Source organism: Pseudomonas sp. EA_65y_Pfl2_P74 (assembly GCF_963970575.1).
GTDB classification, from domain to species: Bacteria; Pseudomonadota; Gammaproteobacteria; order Pseudomonadales; family Pseudomonadaceae; genus Aquipseudomonas; species Aquipseudomonas baetica_A.
The window spans coordinates 108,750-126,211 of the sequence record NZ_CAXAOQ010000006.1 but is presented as its reverse complement, the minus strand read 5'-3'; the positions used below and the strand labels follow the sequence as shown (position 1 = coordinate 126,211).

Below are 17,462 nucleotides of genomic sequence, written 5' to 3'. Positions count from 1 at the left end.
TAATGTCGCATTGTACAAAGTTTGAATTTTCTTATGTTAATGAAGAAGCTATTGCCAAAGCTTTCGGCAAGATTGGCCTTAGCCCGACGACGAGTCTGGTTTCCACGTTTGCCAGCGATTTCAGTAAAAAAGTGTTGAGCAAGTTAGGCTATTTGGGCACGCAGCAATACAGGGCTATTTGTGGCCAAACCGCTGATGGATTCAATCTATTTGTTTGCCAAATTGAGGCGGGCTCATACAAACTCCTCATCGAACGGGAAAATATTTCAGTCAGCGATGAAGCGATAATGGATGATTTGGCTTTAAGCTTTCAGAAAGCATACATCAGCGTAGCCATCGATGAAACCATCAAGCGCATAGAAGCATCAGGGGTTCCAGCAAGGGTGAAAGAAACGCTTCAAGGGTTCGAGATTGAATTTGGACCTCGCTATGAATACGGTATTCATGTCACTTTTACGGGCGATGCAATTACGGAGGAAGTGCATGGCGTGAAAGGCGATATTTGCACAAAACTTACTGAAGAGCTTGAGGCTCTACTTTCTAGCCCTATGGCGGAGCTTGTAACAGAGTGGAAGCCGGAGTATACCGTAGTTCATGAAGAGCAAACCCTTCAAATTCTCAGTGCGAACTTCTAAATGGAAATCAATTTACACCATATGGAGTTAAGCAGCGTTAACGGCCCTGGATTACGCTTGACATTATGGGTGCAGGGTTGTGTGCTGAATTGTAAGGGATGTTTCAACCAGGCGACGCATGATGGCGAAGCGAATACGCTGATGTCTGTTTATGAATTGGCTCAGAAGATAAATGCAATGGACATCGCTGGGGTTACCCTCTCCGGGGGGGAGCCGCTCGACCAGGCGCCAGCCTTGGAACAATTAATACACGCCGTCAATGGCGAGAAAAACTGGATACTCTATACAGGCTATACGCCAAAAGAGATATTCCAGAATGAAGGCATGATTCGAGTTGTTAAAGCCGTAGACTTGACGCTGGCAGGTCGGTATCGGCATAACGCTAAACATCCCTATCAGCACAAGCAAATTATCAAAACCAGTGACAGAGTCGATATTGACTTTTTTCGTACTGGAAGAGTTGTCGAGTTTATTGTTTCAAATTCTGGCGTTACCAAAACCGGCCTTCCGATGCATGTATAACTCAGTTCAAGCGCAGGGATAATAAGCATGAGCCGTACCAAGCAGATAACAGATTACCTGAAAGCGCGTTATGCGATTTTGGTCATTGAAACTTTTGAGGAAGAGCGTGCTCTCAATGAGATTTCTGAAATCGCCAAGGCGCTCAGCCATCGTTTGTTCGTTTGGAACTCGACGCTAGGCGTCCAGATAAATGGCGTCGTGGCTGGGGATAAAACCTTTGATTTGAAAGTGGCCTTGGATTTTTGCGAAGAAAAGGCGAAGGAGGAGGGCAGCAAAAACATTTTTGTTTTTTGTGATGCTCATAACTACCTTGCCTCAAGCTCAAATCCTGTCTACCGCCGTCGACTTCGAGATTTAGCCATCAATATCCGTTCACGTGGTTATCGAAGCAACTGCATTGTCGTGGCGCCCAGCTTTGAAGTTGCTAATGATCTTCAAAAGGAAATCACGTTAATTGATTTTCCACTGCCATCAAGAGATGAAGTTAAAAATCAGATAAATAACTTTGTTAATTCATGGCAGGGCAACGGCAGTGTTAAGATTGATCTTTCTAGTGAGGCCAAAGATAAACTTATTGATGCCGCTTTGGGTCTCACGGGATTGGAAATTGACAATAGCTTGTCTCGTTCATTGGTATCCAGCCTGAGTATAAATGAAAACACCGTAAAGGATCTGCTTTCCGAGAAAAAACAAATTATACGGAAAACAGGTATTTTGGAATACATTGACTCAAAGGTAAGTCTTGAAGATGTTGGAGGGCTGGCAACTCTTAAAAAATGGCTCCATTTGCGTAGCCAGTGTTTTGGGCAGTTGGCTCAGGAGTTTGGTGTCAGAACCCCGAAGGGTTTGCTCTTAACGGGAGTTCCTGGTTGCGGCAAGTCGCTAACGGCGAAATGCATATCGTCGTCATGGAACATGCCCTTATTGCGTTTGGATATGGGAAAAATCTTCCAAGGGGTGGTCGGCTCTTCAGAATCCAATATTCGTTCCGCACTACGTACTGCCGAAGCTATCTCGCCCTGCATCCTATGGATCGATGAAATTGAAAAAGGACTTTCTGGCTCTTCCGGAGGGGCATCTGATGGTGGCACTGCTACACGCGTATTCGGCACGCTGTTGACTTGGATGCAAGAAAAAACGGCACCTGTTTTTGTGTTTGCTACCGCTAACAATATCAACAGCTTACCGCCGGAGTTGTTGAGGAAGGGGCGATTCGACGAAATATTTTTCGTTGACTTCCCGTCGACATCGGAAAGAAAGAAGATTCTTGAAATACATCTGAAGAAATTGAAGCGTGATCCAGAAAAATTCGATTTGGATCGATTGTCTGCTCTAGGCGGCGAGTCGAATTTTGGTAAAGACATTGTGCTTTCTGGTGCTGAAATCGAAGCTTGGGTTGGGGACTCGCTGATTGAAGCGTTCTCACGGCGGATGAATGGCGCTGGTGATTTAAGCGACCTGACGATGGTGGATTTTGAAACGACTATTTCGCGTTTTGTACCCATGAGCAAAATGCGTAAAGACGAGTTCACGAAACTTCGTAATTGGGCGAATCAAAATGCAATTAGCGCTTCGGCTATGGTTGCCGGTCAGAATGATACGGAAATTCAAATCGGCGGTAGGCAAATTGATTTTTAATTTGCGGTGATTTGGCAGCCTAACCGCTTAATCCCTGGCGACACGCCCATGCAGCTCAGCGGAACTGGGTGGGCCCAAGGAAGAAAAGATGACCTTCTTGGCCAACATTTCTTCCCTCGAGACAAAATTCCGAACCACTAGATTTGGATATCGGTGAGCGGGTTCGCTATCGGCACAAAGCTAGCGCGCGCGGCTGCTTCCCCTGGCTCTGGGTGGAATCCTTGCCGTTTTCGATTGAGCCTGAAGCCCACTTTGGCGTTTTGTCCAAACATCGAAGAGAAATTCTGGGACGTCATTGGGCTGTATCTGGAATGCAAAGGGAGAGGATGTTTTGAATAAAATACAACGCGCCCGTGAAGCACTGGCTTCACCGATCAATAGGGATCTTGTTTCTGAGGTGACACACTAGAGTTTTGAGGATTTTTCAATGGAAAAGTTAGTTTCTTTTTAGTGTGCAGTTAGGAAGTTGTGTTGTGCGGTAGCTATGAAGATCAGTTTTGTAATTTACATCCCCTTGTTATACGTTGAACAATATCAATTGTTTTATCCATTATGCATATCTGATATGCGTTGACAGTCCTCGATTTGATATGGAATTTTAGGCAGGCGTTACTGGCTTTTTTTTGCCCGTAAAGTGGTGCGATACTTCTATTCATACATAAAGGATTGTTTATGAGAGCGGTACATATGTTGGGCGCAGGGCATATGGGGGGGGCCATTCTTTACGGCCTTCGTCAGCAGATGAAGGGTACCGACAGTCTTCGTGTTGTCGAGGTTGATGCCGAGCGTAGCGCCAAATATTCCACTGATGGTTTCCGGGTCAGTACCCGCCTCGAAAGACTTGAGGACGACGACATTGTTGTTCTGGCTGTCCCTCCACAGCAGTTCGAACAGGCATTGGTACAAAACGAGCTGCTCAAACGACATCGCGGCCCGGTCATCTCGGTCATGGCCGGCATCACTTTGCATACGCTGACCCGTGAGTTGGGGCATTGCAACGTCGTGCGTTCGATTCCCAATACACCGTCACAGGTGGGTGAAGGCGTGACACTGTATTACGCCCCGACGCAAGCCCGTCCCGAACTGACAGCTGCTGCACAGCAGGTGTTCGGCGCAATCGGCTTGGTCATTCGTGTTGAGGACGAAGCGCAGATTGATTCAGGCACGGCCCTGGCAGGCGGCGGTCCAGCGCTGGTCGCCTTTTTTGCCGACGCCTTGCAGGAATATGCTCATGAGGAAGGTTTCGATGCCGGTCAGGCTGAACTGATCGCAACTCAGCTACTGCACGGCACTGCCCGGTTGATACGCGAAACGGGCAAGCCCGCCTGGCAAGTCTGCAAGGATGTACAAACCAAAGGCGGTACGACGGAGCGTGCTATCGACACGTTTGTTGATGCGGATATCAAGGGCATCGTCAAAGCGGCGTTACGGGCTGCGGCGCGTCGCTCGGTAGAACTCGGAAAGTAATGAGAAAAGGATAGCTTGATGAGTGCCCAGGTAAATTTGCAATCAGCCTCTCCAAACATCGATTCTCCACCGGCGGAGGACGTCAGTTACTCGCTCTATTTTGGTTTGGGTCAGTGCCTCACACTGGTGGATCACCCTGAAGTGTTCAAAGTCAGCGGGGCCGGCAAAGCATTTGGTTCATTACTGACAAGGCGTTTCGGAAGGCAATACGCCGATGCTCGTTTTCTCGATATAGGAACGGGCAGTGGCGTGCATTCACTGCTCTTGCGCCGCCTGGGTATGAAGTCAGTCACGGCCACGGACATTTCACCCCAGGCGATTGATGTGGCGAGGATCAATGAGGTTGCCAATCTTGGCACGGGCGATGTCCGATTTATCCACAGTGACCTGTTCGATGGCCTGGATCCCACCAACGACGCCTTTGATGTGATTCTGTTCAACCCTCCTGGCTGGCAAACCCCTTCGGCGGCGTTTCTACAGGCCTTGCAACGTACCGAGTCGGCTCAGGGGCTGTCCATTGAGGCGATGTTTTATGGCGATCGCACGCTCAAACGCTTTTTTGATGAAGTGCCATTATTTCTCAAGCCAGGCGCAAAACTCATTATTGGCCTGAACTCGCTGGTGGGTATTCCTGCCGTGATGCATGCCTTGTGTCAAAAGCACGAAGCCAATTACCACATTGACTGGTGCCTTTTGGAGCGACATGAGTTTCCGCTGATGCTGTACACGCAGCAGTGGCGGCAACTTCAGGGATTGATCCACGAGGAAATCGTCGATTGGACACGCCAAGGCGCCGCGTATTGTCGCTTTAACGAGCAGGGCGACATCATTTGGTCCTATGAAATCCTGGAGCTGACATTCAGCAGAAGGTCAATCGATGGCAACGGGCAATAAACGTTTACCTTTTCTGACCGGGATGCTCGCTGCCGGACTGTCCAACTTGTTTCTGGGACTGTCGTCGCTTTTTTGGAGGGTGTTCCATGACATGAATGCTATTGCTCTGGTGGGTTACAGAGTGGTGCTTTCGCTAGCGACCGTCACATTGATCTTGTGGGTGAAGCGAGATCTGCTCGCGCTGTTTCACCGACTGAAGCTGCGTCAAGTAGTGCTTCATGGCTGTGCTGCGGTTCTGGTGGCGACCAATTGGGGGGCCTTTATCTGGGCTTCGATTCACGGTCGGGTGCTGGAAAGCGGGCTGGGATACCTGATCGCTCCCCTGGTGAGTATTGCAGTGGGGTTGCTGGTCTATCGGGAACGGCTCAGCCCCCTGAAAGCGGTTGCGTTGGGCATTGTTTGCTTAAGTGTCCTTTTCCTGGTCACAGGCAGCGGCGATCTGGATGCCCGAGTCTATGTCGTCATCGGTGTGACATGGGGGCTGTACACCTGGCTGAAAAAACTCACGTCATTGAGCCCGCTCAACGGGTTGTTTGTGGAGTCCTTGGTGCTTGCCTGCGCGCTGTGCCCGCTGCTGTTTCTGTTCGATGGGTTCATACCCTTGCCCGCCAGCTTCGGCGGCTATGAACAGGCGCTGCTGATTGGCTGCGGGCTGGTGTCGATCATTCCGCTGGCGTTATTTTCGTTTGCTGCCGGGCGCTTGCCCATTTCGGCCATGGGGCTGTTGCAGTTCATCCTGCCATTGACCCAGTTCATTGTGGCTGTCGAGATCTACGGGCAACCAGCCTCGACTTACACGTTGCTGGCTTTTGCGGCTATTGCGTTCGGCATGATACTGGTCATCTTTGAACCTGTATTGAAAGGCTTCCTTGGATCAAATGGAGTTGAAGAAAGTGGGTCGAAAATATAGCGCTGTCGTCATCGGGCTGGGCATTGTCGGGAGCGCCACGTTGTGGCGCCTGTCGACTCGCCAGTCCAACATTCTGGGTATCGATGCTGGAGCGCCGATCAATCGACTGGGTTCATCCTACGGTGGCTCCCGAATTTTCCGGCAAGCGTATTGGGAGGGCACGCAATACCTTCCTTTGCTTTCCCAAGCCAATGATCTTTGGCACGAACTGGAAGCGTCCAGTGATCACCCCTTGCTGTGGCGTAGCGGTGGCCTTTTCATCGGGCCGCAGAGTTCAGGCGTGGTACCCAAAAGCGCCGCCACGGCGCGGGCAGGCGGGATTGACCATCAGCAACTGAATGCACAACAGATTACGCAGATGTTTCCGGCCTTTCGGGTGCAGCCAGACATGGAAGGTATTGTCGAGGAAGGCGCTTACACGATTGCAGCCGACGCCAGCAGGTTGCACATGCTCAATCTTGCCGTGCGTAGTGGTGCCCAGATTCGTTTCGGTAGCCATGTTCTTGAAATACATCGCAGCGAAGGCAGGCTTTTGATTCGATTGTCTGATGGCGAAGTCATCGAGACTGAGCGGGTCGTGCTAGCGACCGGCTGCACCTTGACCGATAGTTTGATCCCCGACTTGGCCGGATTGTTGCGCCCTAAAAGCGTCCCGATTTATTGGTTCAGCCCCAGGCCGGGCAGCGCCGACAGCTTCAAGAATTTTCCGGCTTTCCTGTATGAACTCTCCGATGGCCGCTTGCTGTACGGTACCCCGCAGATCACTGAGACCGAACCCGGGATCAAGATAGGTTTTCATAACAGTCAGCAAACGGATCTGGATATGGGGACCCAACTGGAGCCCGTCAGCCGCTCGGCAAGGGAGGAAATCGCCGAGTGTGTGGCAGCGCTTTTTCCATCCCTGGACCCAACGCCCTATGCCGCTAAAAAATGCATCTACACCATGAGCCCGGACGAGTCGTTTATCTTGGGGGAGTCGGCGCTACTGCCGGGTGTGTTCTATGTGTCTGCATGTTCGGGTCACGGTTTCAAATTCGCAACTGGGTTGGGGGAGTGGCTGTCCTGGGTGGTTCTTGGCGAGTCGCTGCAGCACATTGCCCCGGCTTTCTCCAAAGCTCGCTTCGATAAGGCCGGGTGAACTGTCACTGGTCTGGGGGCGGTCTGTTCTCGCTGTCAGTGATTGATTGGAGCTGACTGGTCAGCACCTGGCAGCAATGCCTCAATGAACTGATGAAATTGTCGACCAGCGGCGAATAGGGGCGATGCTGCGGGCGAACGACACTGACGGTGTACGGAATGGAAAGCGACAGCCCGCGAATTTTCAGCCCAAGTTTGGCGTAGGCCAGTGCTGTGAGTGGATTGATGATTGCGATGCCGACCCCTAGGGCCACCGTCGCGCAGACTGCCGCTGCGCTGTGCGTTTCAACTACCAACTGTCTGTTGATTCCGAGACTGTCGAAAAAACTGTCGATCTTGTTGCGATAGGGATCGTTGGTCGCCAGAGAAATAAAGTGTTCGCCTTCAAAGTCCTCGGGGTACAGGACGGCTTTTTCACACAGTCGGTGGTCGGTGGGCAAAATGCAGACAATGTCCGACGTGAAGATGGTCTCCAGGTCTGTGCCACGGGGGGCAATGGTGTCCTCGATAAGCCCCAGATCAAAGCGCTGTGAAGAAAGCCACTCGTTGAGCAGGGGAGAGTCCTGGGGAGTGATGCTGACTCCCACTTCGGGGTATTGATCGAGGAAATGTTTGCAGACAGTGGGCGCCACGGCCTGGGAGAAAGCAGGCAGGCAAACTATGGTGACTTGCCCGTGCTTGTACTGGCGAATGGCGTCAGCCGCCTTGGCTATCCGCTCAAGGCCAAAATAAGCCCTTTTGACTTCGTCGAAGAGCATCAGCGCTTGTTCGGTCGGGATCAGTTTGGCATTGGCGCGTTTGAACAACGTCAACTGGGTTACTGACTCAAGCCTGCCCAGTTCTCGGCTGATTGTCGGCTGTGAGGTGCGCAGCAGGGCTGCGGCGGCTGTCGCGCTACCTGTCGTCATGACCGCCCAGAATATCTCGATATGCCTGAAGTTCAACGTTGCCATGGCGATCCTTGCCTCAGTAATGGGTAGGGTTTAACCATATCAGATATGAATCGATATTGAGTGAATTGATATTTTTAATCTGACTGTACGTTGCAGATAATAGCCAGCAAGCAAGTTCAGTACTTAAGCAAGTGCTCTGGATTATTGGTGGTTATGGATAACACGATGAATTACAGAACGTTTGGCAGGCTTGGCTGGAAAGTCAGTGAGGTGGGTTATGGCATGTGGGGTATTGCCGGCGGCGAAGGAGGCTGGACCGGCTCTGCCGATGAACAAGGCATGCAGGCTCTGCAACTGGCTGTCGATAAAGGCTGCAATTTTTTCGATACCGCATGGATATATGGCCGTGGGCACAGCGAACACATGCTGGGCCGAGTGCTCAAGAGCAATCCCGATAAAAAGATTATCGTTGCCACAAAGATTCCACCAAAGAACAGGGAGTGGCCTTCCAAACGAGGCGATCGGCTCAATGATGTTTTCCCCTCCGATCATATTCGAGAGTTTGTTGATAAGAGTCTGAACAATCTGGGAATGCACTCTATTGACTTGATGCAGTTTCATGTCTGGGAAGACGACTGGGCACAAGATGAAAGCTGGATGCGGGTGATTGATGACCTGAAGTCTCAGAAGGTTATTCAAGGCATCGGCATCAGTGTTAATCGGTGGGAGCCTGACAATGTCATCAAGACACTGGAGACGGGATTGATTGACAGCGTTCAGGTTATTTACAACATCTTTGACCAGGCCCCCACGGACCACCTTATTCCTGCCTGCAAAAAACACAATGTGGGCGTGATCGCCAGGGTGCCGTTCGACGAGGGGGCCTTGACGGGGGTATTGACGAAAGAAACCGTGTGGCCGGAAGGCGATTGGCGTAACAGTTACTTTGTTCCGGAGAACCTGTACGCCACCGTCGATAGAGTCGAGGTGTTGAAAAAAGACATTCCCGAGGGGGTGTCACTGGCTGAGTGTGCGTTGCGCTTCATCCTTTCGAATCCGGACATTCATACGGTTATCCCCGGCATGCGGGCGATAAGGAACCTTTCGCAGAACCTGGCGTGTTCATCGAAAGGTTCCTTGGACGCCGAACTTCTGCAGCGTCTTGCAGGTCATCGCTGGGACCGAACGCCGACAGAGTGGTCGCAATAACATTTTTTAGGAAGTGTCTTCTATCTTGATCAAGGGAATGTCATGAAAATTTCAGAGTTGAAGAACCGCAAAGTAGGCGTGTGCTCATCGGGTGGCCTGGTCAGTCTGTTCATTAGCCAGCTACTCGAGAATGAGCAAATTGATTTCGAGCAGTTCATTGTTGATATCGGCCAGCCCAATGAAGAGGCCCATCAATTCTGTACCCGTAATATCGATCTGCTCAATGCCGCCCATGTTGTCGACTTGAAGGAAGATATGGCGACTGAATGCCTGAACGCTGTCAGGGCGCAGGCGCATTACGATGGTGGCTACTGGAACACCACCGGCATTGCCCGTGCCGTCACCGTCAAGGGGCTGGTCGCGGCGCTTGGCGCCAAGGGATGCAACGTCCTGGCCCACGGAGCCGTGCACGGTGGCAATGACGAATTTCGGTTTACCTACTACCTGAATATGTTTGCCCCGCACATCATGCCCTATTCCCCCTGGCAGGACAGTGCGACGGCTGAACGCTTCAAGACCCGTAGCGATATGGGCCGGGCGGTAATAGACAAGAACGAACAGTTGTTGCGTGACAAGGCTGCCCATTCGATCGATGCCAATCTCGGCGGCGTGTCCCATGAGAGTGTTGAGCTTGAGTCCATTGCCAACTCCCCGGACAGCGTCCAGCCAATCATGGGGGTGCGCCCGGAGCAGGCGCCCGACCAGGTAGAACGTTGCACCATCCGGTTCGCGAAAGGTTACCCGGTGGAAATCAACGGCAAAGTCCTGTCCCATTATGAAGCGGTGGCGATGGCCAACGAAATCGCCGGGCGCAATGGTGTCGTGATCAAGGCAGTGCTCGAGAATCGAATGAATGGCACGAAAGGGCGGGGCACGTATGAGTCACCCGGTCTGGATTTGATCGCCACGGCATTGAAGAGCCTTTATCAGGCGACTGTCGATAAAGACTCCTGGGAGGTCTTGCGTTTCAGTTCGACGTTCATTGCCCGGCAGACGTATGCCGGTCGTTTGTACGATCCGGCCACTCAGGCGGCCTTCAAAGCGGTGAGTGAGTTAGTGCAATGGGCCGATGGTTATGTGGACGTGAAGTTATACAAGGGCAGCTATCTGGTTGATCGTGTTTACAACTACAGCCGGAATCGATTCACGGCGCAGCAGTATCGCTTTGCCCATGGCGGGCAACGCTGGATCACCGAAAACATCCTTGAATCTGCCTGATCCGACTGGCGATTCACATGAGCGCAGGGATACCTTTGCTGTGCTCTTTCAGTTACCCGAGCTGAGCGGTCAAGGGAATGACAAACAAGTTAGTGATCTTGTGGGCGCCGCCGCGTTCGCTGTCAACGGCGTTCGTGCGAATGATTGAAGCCAGGGGCGATTTCACGGTACTGCATGAGCCGTTGTGCGATTTGGCTGCCGGTCATGTTTTTACCCATGAAGTACAGGGTGAAACGCACCGGATAGATTCGCCGGACAGGTTGTTCGCGCATGTCAGAACGTTATTGGACAAGGGCAATGTGTTCATTAAAGACACCTGCGAATTTTCTTATGCAGGGCTTATTGATGAAGGTGCTTATCCGGACGACGCGCACCATGTGTTCATGATCAGAAACCCCGAGCAAGTCATCAACTCGCATTATGCAATGAACCCGCAGTTGACCTCACAACAAGTCGGCTACCAGCACCTTGATGCGTTGTACTGCGCCGCCAGAGCGAGAGGCGTACATGATCCGGTCATTGTCGATGCCAACCAGTTGGTGCTGGCTCCGCAAAGCGTTATCGCGGACTTTTGCCGCAAAGTAGGCATTGAACAAAAACCCGAATCCTTGCAGTGGGAACCCGGTCATCGCCGAGTGTGGGAGCGCACTCGGCACTGGCATGAAGATGCGGCCCAGAGCACCTCCATAAGACCGGTCAGCAAGCACTATGCGGTACGTGTCGATAACGACCCGCGCTTGAAGTCCTTCTATGACGACAACCTGGTTGTCTACAAGAAGTTCCTGTCTTACCTGTGATGTTCAAACTGAGTCGAGACGCTGTTTCGTTTTGAGTGAGGCGCTGTATGTCGAAAAATCTTGGCTGGCACGCTGGAGCGATCCTGCCGCACATGCGTTCGCGGCAATTACGTCAGCAGCCTTGTGCCTTGTGGTTCACGGGCCTCAGTGGGGCCGGCAAGAGCACAGTGGCGAGGCTGGTGGAGGCGAAGTTGTTCGAGTTGGGGTACGTCACGGTGGTGCTCGATGGCGACAACATTCGCCATGGCTTGTGCCGTGACCTGGGGTTCAGCGCCGACGACCGTATTGAAAATATCCGGCGCGTGGGGGAAGTCACCAAGCTGTTTCTGGACAGTGGAATCATTGTCCTAGCGGCGCTGATATCTCCCTTCGAACAGGACCGCAGTACGGTTCGGACGTTGCTGGGAGAGGACTTCATCGAAGTCTTCGTCGACACCCCGTTGGCAGTGTGTGAACGACGTGATCCCAAAGGGCTGTATAGCAAGGCCAGGAAGGGTGAAATCACGAATTTCACCGGCATAGACTCGCCATACGAACGCCCCGTGGCCCCCGATATCCTGATCGGAGGGACACCGCAGAGCCCTGAGAGCAGTGCCGACAGCGTTATTGCTTATTTGCGCGAGAGCGGCAGGTTGAATTGATTTGTCGACGCGTCGCCGTACGACTGACATTAAAAAACATGCAATGACTATTTTACTGCCGGGTTTTTCAGAGAGGTTCGAATGGACGGTTTCAGTTACAAACAAGGTGTTCTGCATGCCGAAGGGGTGAACCTGGACAGCCTGGCTGAAAAGTTGGGCACACCCTTGTTTGTTTATTCATTGAGTACCTTGGCGTCGCACTTGCAAAACATGCGCGATGCTTTTCTACTGATTGACCCGCTGATTTGTTTCTCAGTCAAAAGCTGCAGCAATTTGAACATCCTGAAGTTTCTGGTGGAGCACGGCGCAGGTCTGGACGTCGTCAGTGGTGGCGAAATCTATCGTGCCCTGCTGGCCGGTGCTCGTCCCGAAACCATTGTATTTGCCGGGGTGGGCAAGTCTGCGGAGGAGATCAAATATGCACTGGAGGCAGGCGTCTATCAGTTCAATGTTGAGTCTGAGGGGGAACTGGCTAGGATTGATGCTATTGCGGGTCAGTGCGGCTGCAGGGCCAGGGTTTCTATTCGGATCAATCCCGACGTTGCTGACCGTGATACCCCGCAAAAGACATCTACGGGAGGACGTCAGACCAAATTCGGCATTCCGGTGACGCGTTCGGCGCGGCTTTACGCAGAGGGTTTGTACGGCAACGTCGACGTTTTCGGAATCCATGCGCACATTGGCTCGCCTATCCATGACAGTGCTTCCTATCTGGCTTGCATTGACGTCATCGAGACGCTGTTGGATGAGGTGGAACAGGCGGGCGGCACCGTCGATACGATCAATATCGGTGGTGGTTTTCCAGCCATATACGAAGCCTCCCATTCCAATAGCATTTCGTTGCAGGAAATGGGCAGCGTCATTTCTCACCGGCTTAAGAGACTCAAGGCGCGCGGCCTGCGGTTCGTGATTGAACCCGGTCGCTCTATCAGCGCCAATGCCGGCGTGCTGTTGACCGGCGTCGAATACATCAAGGATGGCTGGGACCGTCAGATCGTCATTGTCGATGCCGGCATGAACATCTTGCTCAGACCCACGCTTTACGGTGCCCACCATGCCATGTGGCCGATCCGATATGGCGACTTCAACGGCCACTGGACGCACGCGACCAATCCTTCGCAACCCCGGCCAGACGGGGCATTGTCGCCGGTGGATGTGGTTGGGCCGATTTGTGAAACAGGGGATTTTCTCGCGTTGTCGCGTCCGCTGCCGACGCTTTCGGAACATGACACCCTGGCCATTTTTTCGGCGGGTGCCTACGCGATGAGCATGGCCAGCCAGTACAACTCGAAAGTTCGTCCGGCTGAAGTGGTGGTCATGGGCGAGCACTATCAAGTCGTGCGCCAGAGAGAGCGCTACGAGGATCTCGTTGCCAGGGAAATGGACGGCATTGAAACAGTCAAGTCTGATGCTAAAAGTTTGAAGCTGGTTAAGTAATCCTCTGTTGTTTGATTAAGGCGGCTGGAAGTGACTGTGGACAATGAAACGTTTTGGCTTGTTTTTTTATTTTCGGCACTCTTGTTGAATATTTCTCCAGGGCCCGACCTGCTTTACATCTTGTCGAGGACGATATCCTCAGGAAAAAAAGTCGGTATCGCCTCGGCGCTGGGGGTCTGTAGCGGTGCCTTTGTCCATGTGGTTCTGGCGGCCTGCGGTGTCAGCGCTCTGATTGCCGCTTCGGAAAATGCCTTCGATGCACTCAAGTATGCCGGTGCAGCTTATTTGCTCTACTTGGGCGTGAAAAGTGTCATGCCCTCCACGGGGGCCGTTCATGATCAGGACAACGCGCAAGTCAAGCAATACGGTGTATGGCAAGCCTACAAGCAGGGCATTCTTATCGACGTGTTTAACCCGAAAGTCGCTTTGTTCTTTCTGGCGTTCCTGCCTCAGTTCGTTCAGCCGTCCATGGGGGCTCCCGCGCTACAGATCTTTTTATTAGGCAGCCTGGTAATCCTGGTTGCCATCGTCGTTGAAGTTTCGTTCGTCCTGATGGCAGCCAAAGCCACAGAAAGGCTTCGCACCCACCCCAATGCAGGACTGTGGCTGGATCGAGTCATGGGCGCAGTTTTGATTGGACTGAGCATACGTTTGGCCACCACCGTCAGCTTGTGATCCGCGTATCAGCAAGCTTGGGATAGTTTGCAAATAAAGGGATTTATTTATGTTTGGCGCTCCCCTGAGTACTGCCTTTGGTTTTGATGTCGAGTTGTCTTGCGACGTCCTGGAAATGGTTTTGCAGAGTCACTCGACAACGCCGGATCACATTGCCGTTGTGAGCGGCACCGAGCGTGTCAGCTACCGTCACCTGATGCTTATGGCCAGCCATAACGCAGCGTCTCTGGAGGAGGCTGGATTGAAGGCGGGGGAGTGCCTGTTGTGCGGAGTCGATGCTGGTGTCGAGTTATCGGTGGTCTGGTTAAGCGCGATGATGGTCGGTGCCGTGCTCATACCGATCGACTTGTCCTGGCCAGCCAATCGCATGGCCGCCGTATTGGCCAGTACCCGTGCCCGGTTTGTTTATGTGCCCAGAGGTGAAGCGCCCAGACCCGAGCTTTGCGGCCTCACTTGTCTGGAGGTCAGCACTGACTGTGACGATGCGACACTGCCACCACGGACATCGCGCAGCAGTGCCAACACAAACCTCTATGGTTTCTTTACATCAGGCACGACCGGGACGCCCAAATGTGCCTTGAATCATCACGCGGGGGTGGCCAATCGATTCCGCTACATGAGTCGCTACTTTGGCGATGGGCATGTGGTTTACCAGAATAGTGCGCCGCTATTCGATTCCTCGATCTGGCAACTGCTATGGCCTCTGACCAGTGGCGGCACAACGATTATTCCGTACCGGCGTGAGTTGTGGGATCTGGACTGCGTTGTCGAGCATATTCGTCGTCACCAGGTCACGATGACGGATTTTGTACCATCGCTTTTCAAGGTTCTTGTGCGGGCGTTGGAGCAAGGGGCAATCTGCCCATCTCACTTGCAGAGTCTGCAGTATGTGCTGATCGGCGGTGAGGCCATTGACCCGGTGTCCGTCCATTCCTTTCGCCGGATCCTGCCCGGTGTGCACATCATCAACACCTATGGGCATACGGAAGCCTCTATCGGCATGGTGTTTCACCAGGTGCGTGACACTGATGCCGGAGCTATTCCCCTTGGACGCCCAATCGACAATACCTACGTGCGAATCGTCGGGCCGCAACTGGAGGTGCTGCCAGACGGCATCGTCGGCGAGGTGGTGGTGGGGGGAATCTGTGTGGGCAACGGTTATCTTAACGAGCCCGAGCTGACGGAAAAATCCTTTGTGCCAAACCTGTTTCCCGATGTGCCGGGGGCTTTCGTTTATCGAACAGGCGACCGGGCGCGGGTGCGTGAAGACGGGTTGCTGGAGTTTCATGGACGCCACGATCATCAAGTGAAAGTGCGGGGTGTCAGAATCGAACTCGATGAGGTGAACGCGCGTTTTCGCGAAGCTTTTGTCCAAGTGCGCGATGCCGCGGCAGTCGTCGTCAACGCTGCACAGGGCGACGCCACGCTGGCATTGGCCTACACCGCAGAGCGTGCGATCGATGTCTGTGAACTGCGAAAAGAACTCGGTCGGCTTATGCCCCTGACGCACATCCCACAATACTTTCTGCACCTGCAAACGTTGCCGGTCAGTCCGAATGGCAAACTGGATTACACCGCCATTGCAGCCGCATTCATCGGGAGCTGGCAGTTTTTCCAGGCGCCCACCCCGGCCGTCTCGACGCAGGATCAGTTGCTTGAGTGCTTTCGTCAGGTGCTGTTGAGCGATGGTTTTTGTCAGGATTCGAATTTTTTTGAGTGGGGTGGGGATTCATTGGCTGCTGTTTCACTCAAGGTTTTGATAGGCGCGCGCTTCAACCGGACTTTGGCTTTACAGACCCTCTACCGCCACCCGACACCGCTGAGCCTTGGCGCGGCATTGTTCGATGGCAACGCCGGCACCAAAGCCGTTGAAATGGCGCCTTTGTACAGCCACACCTTGCGACCTTGGGGGCAGTCGCAGAGGCGCATTCAGGAAATTCTGCTTACTGGAGCGACCGGTTTTGTCGGTATCCATATTCTGGAGCGTTTGCTGACCTCTACCGCGTTGAGGGTGACGGTACTTTTGCGCGGTGACACCATTGAGTCAGCGCAGGCGCGGTTGATGTCCATCTACGCAAATGCCTTCACCGGAAGAGTATTGGATACCACCAGACTCAAGGCTGTCCTCGGGGATCTGAGGTCACCCTGCATTGGCCTCGATCCGCAGGAGTGGATACAACTGACCGAGAGCGTGGACGAGGTCATCCATAGCGCCGCTGAAGTGAATTTCTTGTCCGAGCCTTCCCATCTGTATGCCGCTAACGTGCAGGGGACTGCCGAGTTGATCCGGTTTTGCAACGAGTCGACCTTCAAGCGCCTGCACCATGTTTCCTCGTTGGCGGCCAGATGCTCGCTCGATGGTCAGGTCGGGGTGACGGGAGCCGAGCTGGATGAGCATGCCCGGTCGAACGCCATCAATGGCTACGGCTATACGAAATACCTGGCGGACCGATTGATTCTGGACGCCCAAGCGCAAGGGATGCGAGCGAAGATCTATCGGATCGACGATGTCTTGCCGTCGGTGAGCATGGGCTACAGCCATAAAAAATCCCTGGTGCACCTGTTGCTGAAATTATGCCTACGACTCGGGCAGGTGCCCGCGGGTTACGGGTACATTGGTTTACTGCCGGCAGACCGTTTGGCCAACTGGATCTGTCATTTTGTCGCGGCGCCCGAAGCCTTCGATTTGCTGGCACAACAAGTGGATGTCACTGCCATTGAGTTTGTAACGTTCGAGGCATTGGTGGCCCATTGTGCCAATCGCTTAGGCATGTCGGTCAGCGTCGTCGATCACCGTGATTTTGTCGCGCAGATATCGGAGCGTGCGGACTGCGAATCGATGCTGATTGCTGGCATCCTGGCGGCCGACACTTCGAAGAGAGTCTTGTTTACTGACCCTTCGGATGTGAACTTGCGTGAATCGAGCCGTCAGCGAATGGGTCTGACCCAGTATCAGGAACTGATGGTCACGCTTTCGGAATTTGAGCCGTTTGTGGAACGGTTGGCGGGTGAGTTGGTTTAGTTTTTTTAACGGCTAATGATATGAAACTGTTCAGGCCTGGCAGATCTTCAACCGATACTGCGAACTGAATCCACAGATTCCGGAAGGCTTGGGCCAATCGACCTGTTTAATCAACTCGTTGAAGCATCGCCGGCCGAACGCTCCCTTTCGCAGCTAATCCAAATAGTGAACGAAGCCTCGCAGCGCACTGGAGCTCAAGTAAATATTAGATTCGAAGAATCCAGGGTGAAATTTCAGAGTCTTTCAAGAAGTATGCAAAAGGAGATGAGGTGCTAGGGGTTGAGTGTTCGAATCACTCCGTCCCGACCATAATTCCTGAGTAAAATCAGATGCTTAAACGGATACCATGGATCGGCTTTTTTGTGCC

General features: G+C 52.8%; 15 protein-coding genes. 14 read left to right on the top strand and 1 reads right to left on the bottom strand.

Features of this window, described 5'->3' with window-relative positions; genetic code table 11:
- Window positions 1–2: 2 nt before the first annotated feature.
- The 7 genes from AACY18_RS06285 to solA all read left to right on the top strand — a co-directional run bounded on the left by AACY18_RS06285 (window position 3) and on the right by solA (window position 7,204).
- A complete protein-coding gene (locus tag AACY18_RS06285) occupies window positions 3–635 on the top strand; it encodes a DUF2997 domain-containing protein (RefSeq protein ID WP_339433816.1) in 633 nt (210 codons plus the stop codon).
- Entirely contained in the window at window positions 636–1,157 is a 522-nt protein-coding gene (locus AACY18_RS06280) for a 4Fe-4S single cluster domain-containing protein (RefSeq protein WP_339433815.1), read from the top strand.
- A 27-nt stretch (window positions 1,158–1,184) separates the two neighbouring features.
- On the top strand, window positions 1,185–2,795 hold the full coding sequence (locus tag AACY18_RS06275; protein WP_339464547.1) for an AAA family ATPase: 1,611 nt from the start codon (window positions 1,185–1,187) through the stop codon (window positions 2,793–2,795).
- A 687-nt stretch (window positions 2,796–3,482) separates the two neighbouring features.
- Window positions 3,483–4,262, top strand: coding sequence for a pyrroline-5-carboxylate reductase family protein (locus tag AACY18_RS06270; protein ID WP_339464546.1), 780 nt, complete (start codon window positions 3,483–3,485; stop codon window positions 4,260–4,262).
- A gap of 18 nt (window positions 4,263–4,280) precedes the next feature.
- The gene (locus AACY18_RS06265) at window positions 4,281–5,156 is read left to right on the top strand and encodes a methyltransferase (RefSeq protein WP_339464544.1); all 876 of its coding nucleotides are present in this window, start codon (window positions 4,281–4,283) and stop codon (window positions 5,154–5,156) included.
- On the top strand, window positions 5,140–6,066 hold the full coding sequence (locus tag AACY18_RS06260) for an EamA family transporter (protein WP_339433811.1): 927 nt from the start codon (window positions 5,140–5,142) through the stop codon (window positions 6,064–6,066). The genes AACY18_RS06265 and AACY18_RS06260 overlap by 17 nt, the downstream gene beginning before the upstream one ends.
- Window positions 6,035–7,204 (top strand): N-methyl-L-tryptophan oxidase, encoded by a 1,170-nt coding sequence (gene solA, locus AACY18_RS06255; protein ID WP_339433852.1) that lies wholly within the window; start codon window positions 6,035–6,037, stop codon window positions 7,202–7,204. Before AACY18_RS06260 ends, solA begins: the two co-directional genes overlap by 32 nt.
- Window positions 7,205–7,208: 4 nt before the next feature.
- Here solA and AACY18_RS06250 read toward each other — a convergent pair whose 3' ends face one another.
- A complete protein-coding gene (locus AACY18_RS06250; protein WP_339464543.1) occupies window positions 7,209–8,156 on the bottom strand; it encodes a LysR family transcriptional regulator in 948 nt (315 codons plus the stop codon).
- A gap of 165 nt (window positions 8,157–8,321) precedes the next feature.
- On the opposite strand from AACY18_RS06250, the gene AACY18_RS06245 reads away from it, so the two are divergent.
- The 7 genes from AACY18_RS06245 to AACY18_RS06215 all read left to right on the top strand — a co-directional run bounded on the left by AACY18_RS06245 (window position 8,322) and on the right by AACY18_RS06215 (window position 17,095).
- Window positions 8,322–9,305, top strand: a complete 984-nt coding sequence (locus tag AACY18_RS06245; RefSeq protein WP_339433809.1) for an aldo/keto reductase — start codon at window positions 8,322–8,324, stop codon at window positions 9,303–9,305.
- A gap of 42 nt (window positions 9,306–9,347) precedes the next feature.
- Window positions 9,348–10,523 carry an argininosuccinate synthase domain-containing protein gene (locus AACY18_RS06240; RefSeq protein WP_339464542.1) on the top strand — a complete coding sequence of 392 codons (1,176 nt, stop codon included), beginning with the start codon at window positions 9,348–9,350 and terminating at the stop codon, window positions 10,521–10,523.
- Between the two features lie 77 nt (window positions 10,524–10,600).
- Window positions 10,601–11,320 carry a sulfotransferase-like domain-containing protein gene (locus AACY18_RS06235; RefSeq protein ID WP_339433807.1) on the top strand — a complete coding sequence of 240 codons (720 nt, stop codon included), beginning with the start codon at window positions 10,601–10,603 and terminating at the stop codon, window positions 11,318–11,320.
- A gap of 47 nt (window positions 11,321–11,367) precedes the next feature.
- Window positions 11,368–11,961, top strand: a complete 594-nt coding sequence (cysC, locus tag AACY18_RS06230; RefSeq protein WP_339433806.1) for an adenylyl-sulfate kinase — start codon at window positions 11,368–11,370, stop codon at window positions 11,959–11,961.
- 81 nt (window positions 11,962–12,042) lie between these two features.
- On the top strand, window positions 12,043–13,398 hold the full coding sequence (lysA, locus tag AACY18_RS06225; RefSeq protein WP_339433805.1) for a diaminopimelate decarboxylase: 1,356 nt from the start codon (window positions 12,043–12,045) through the stop codon (window positions 13,396–13,398).
- Window positions 13,399–13,428: 30 nt separating this feature from the next.
- On the top strand, window positions 13,429–14,073 hold the full coding sequence (locus tag AACY18_RS06220; protein ID WP_445261951.1) for a LysE family translocator: 645 nt from the start codon (window positions 13,429–13,431) through the stop codon (window positions 14,071–14,073).
- A gap of 49 nt (window positions 14,074–14,122) precedes the next feature.
- The gene (locus AACY18_RS06215; RefSeq protein WP_339464540.1) at window positions 14,123–17,095 is read left to right on the top strand and encodes a non-ribosomal peptide synthetase; all 2,973 of its coding nucleotides are present in this window, start codon (window positions 14,123–14,125) and stop codon (window positions 17,093–17,095) included.
- Window positions 17,096–17,462 lie beyond the last annotated feature (367 nt).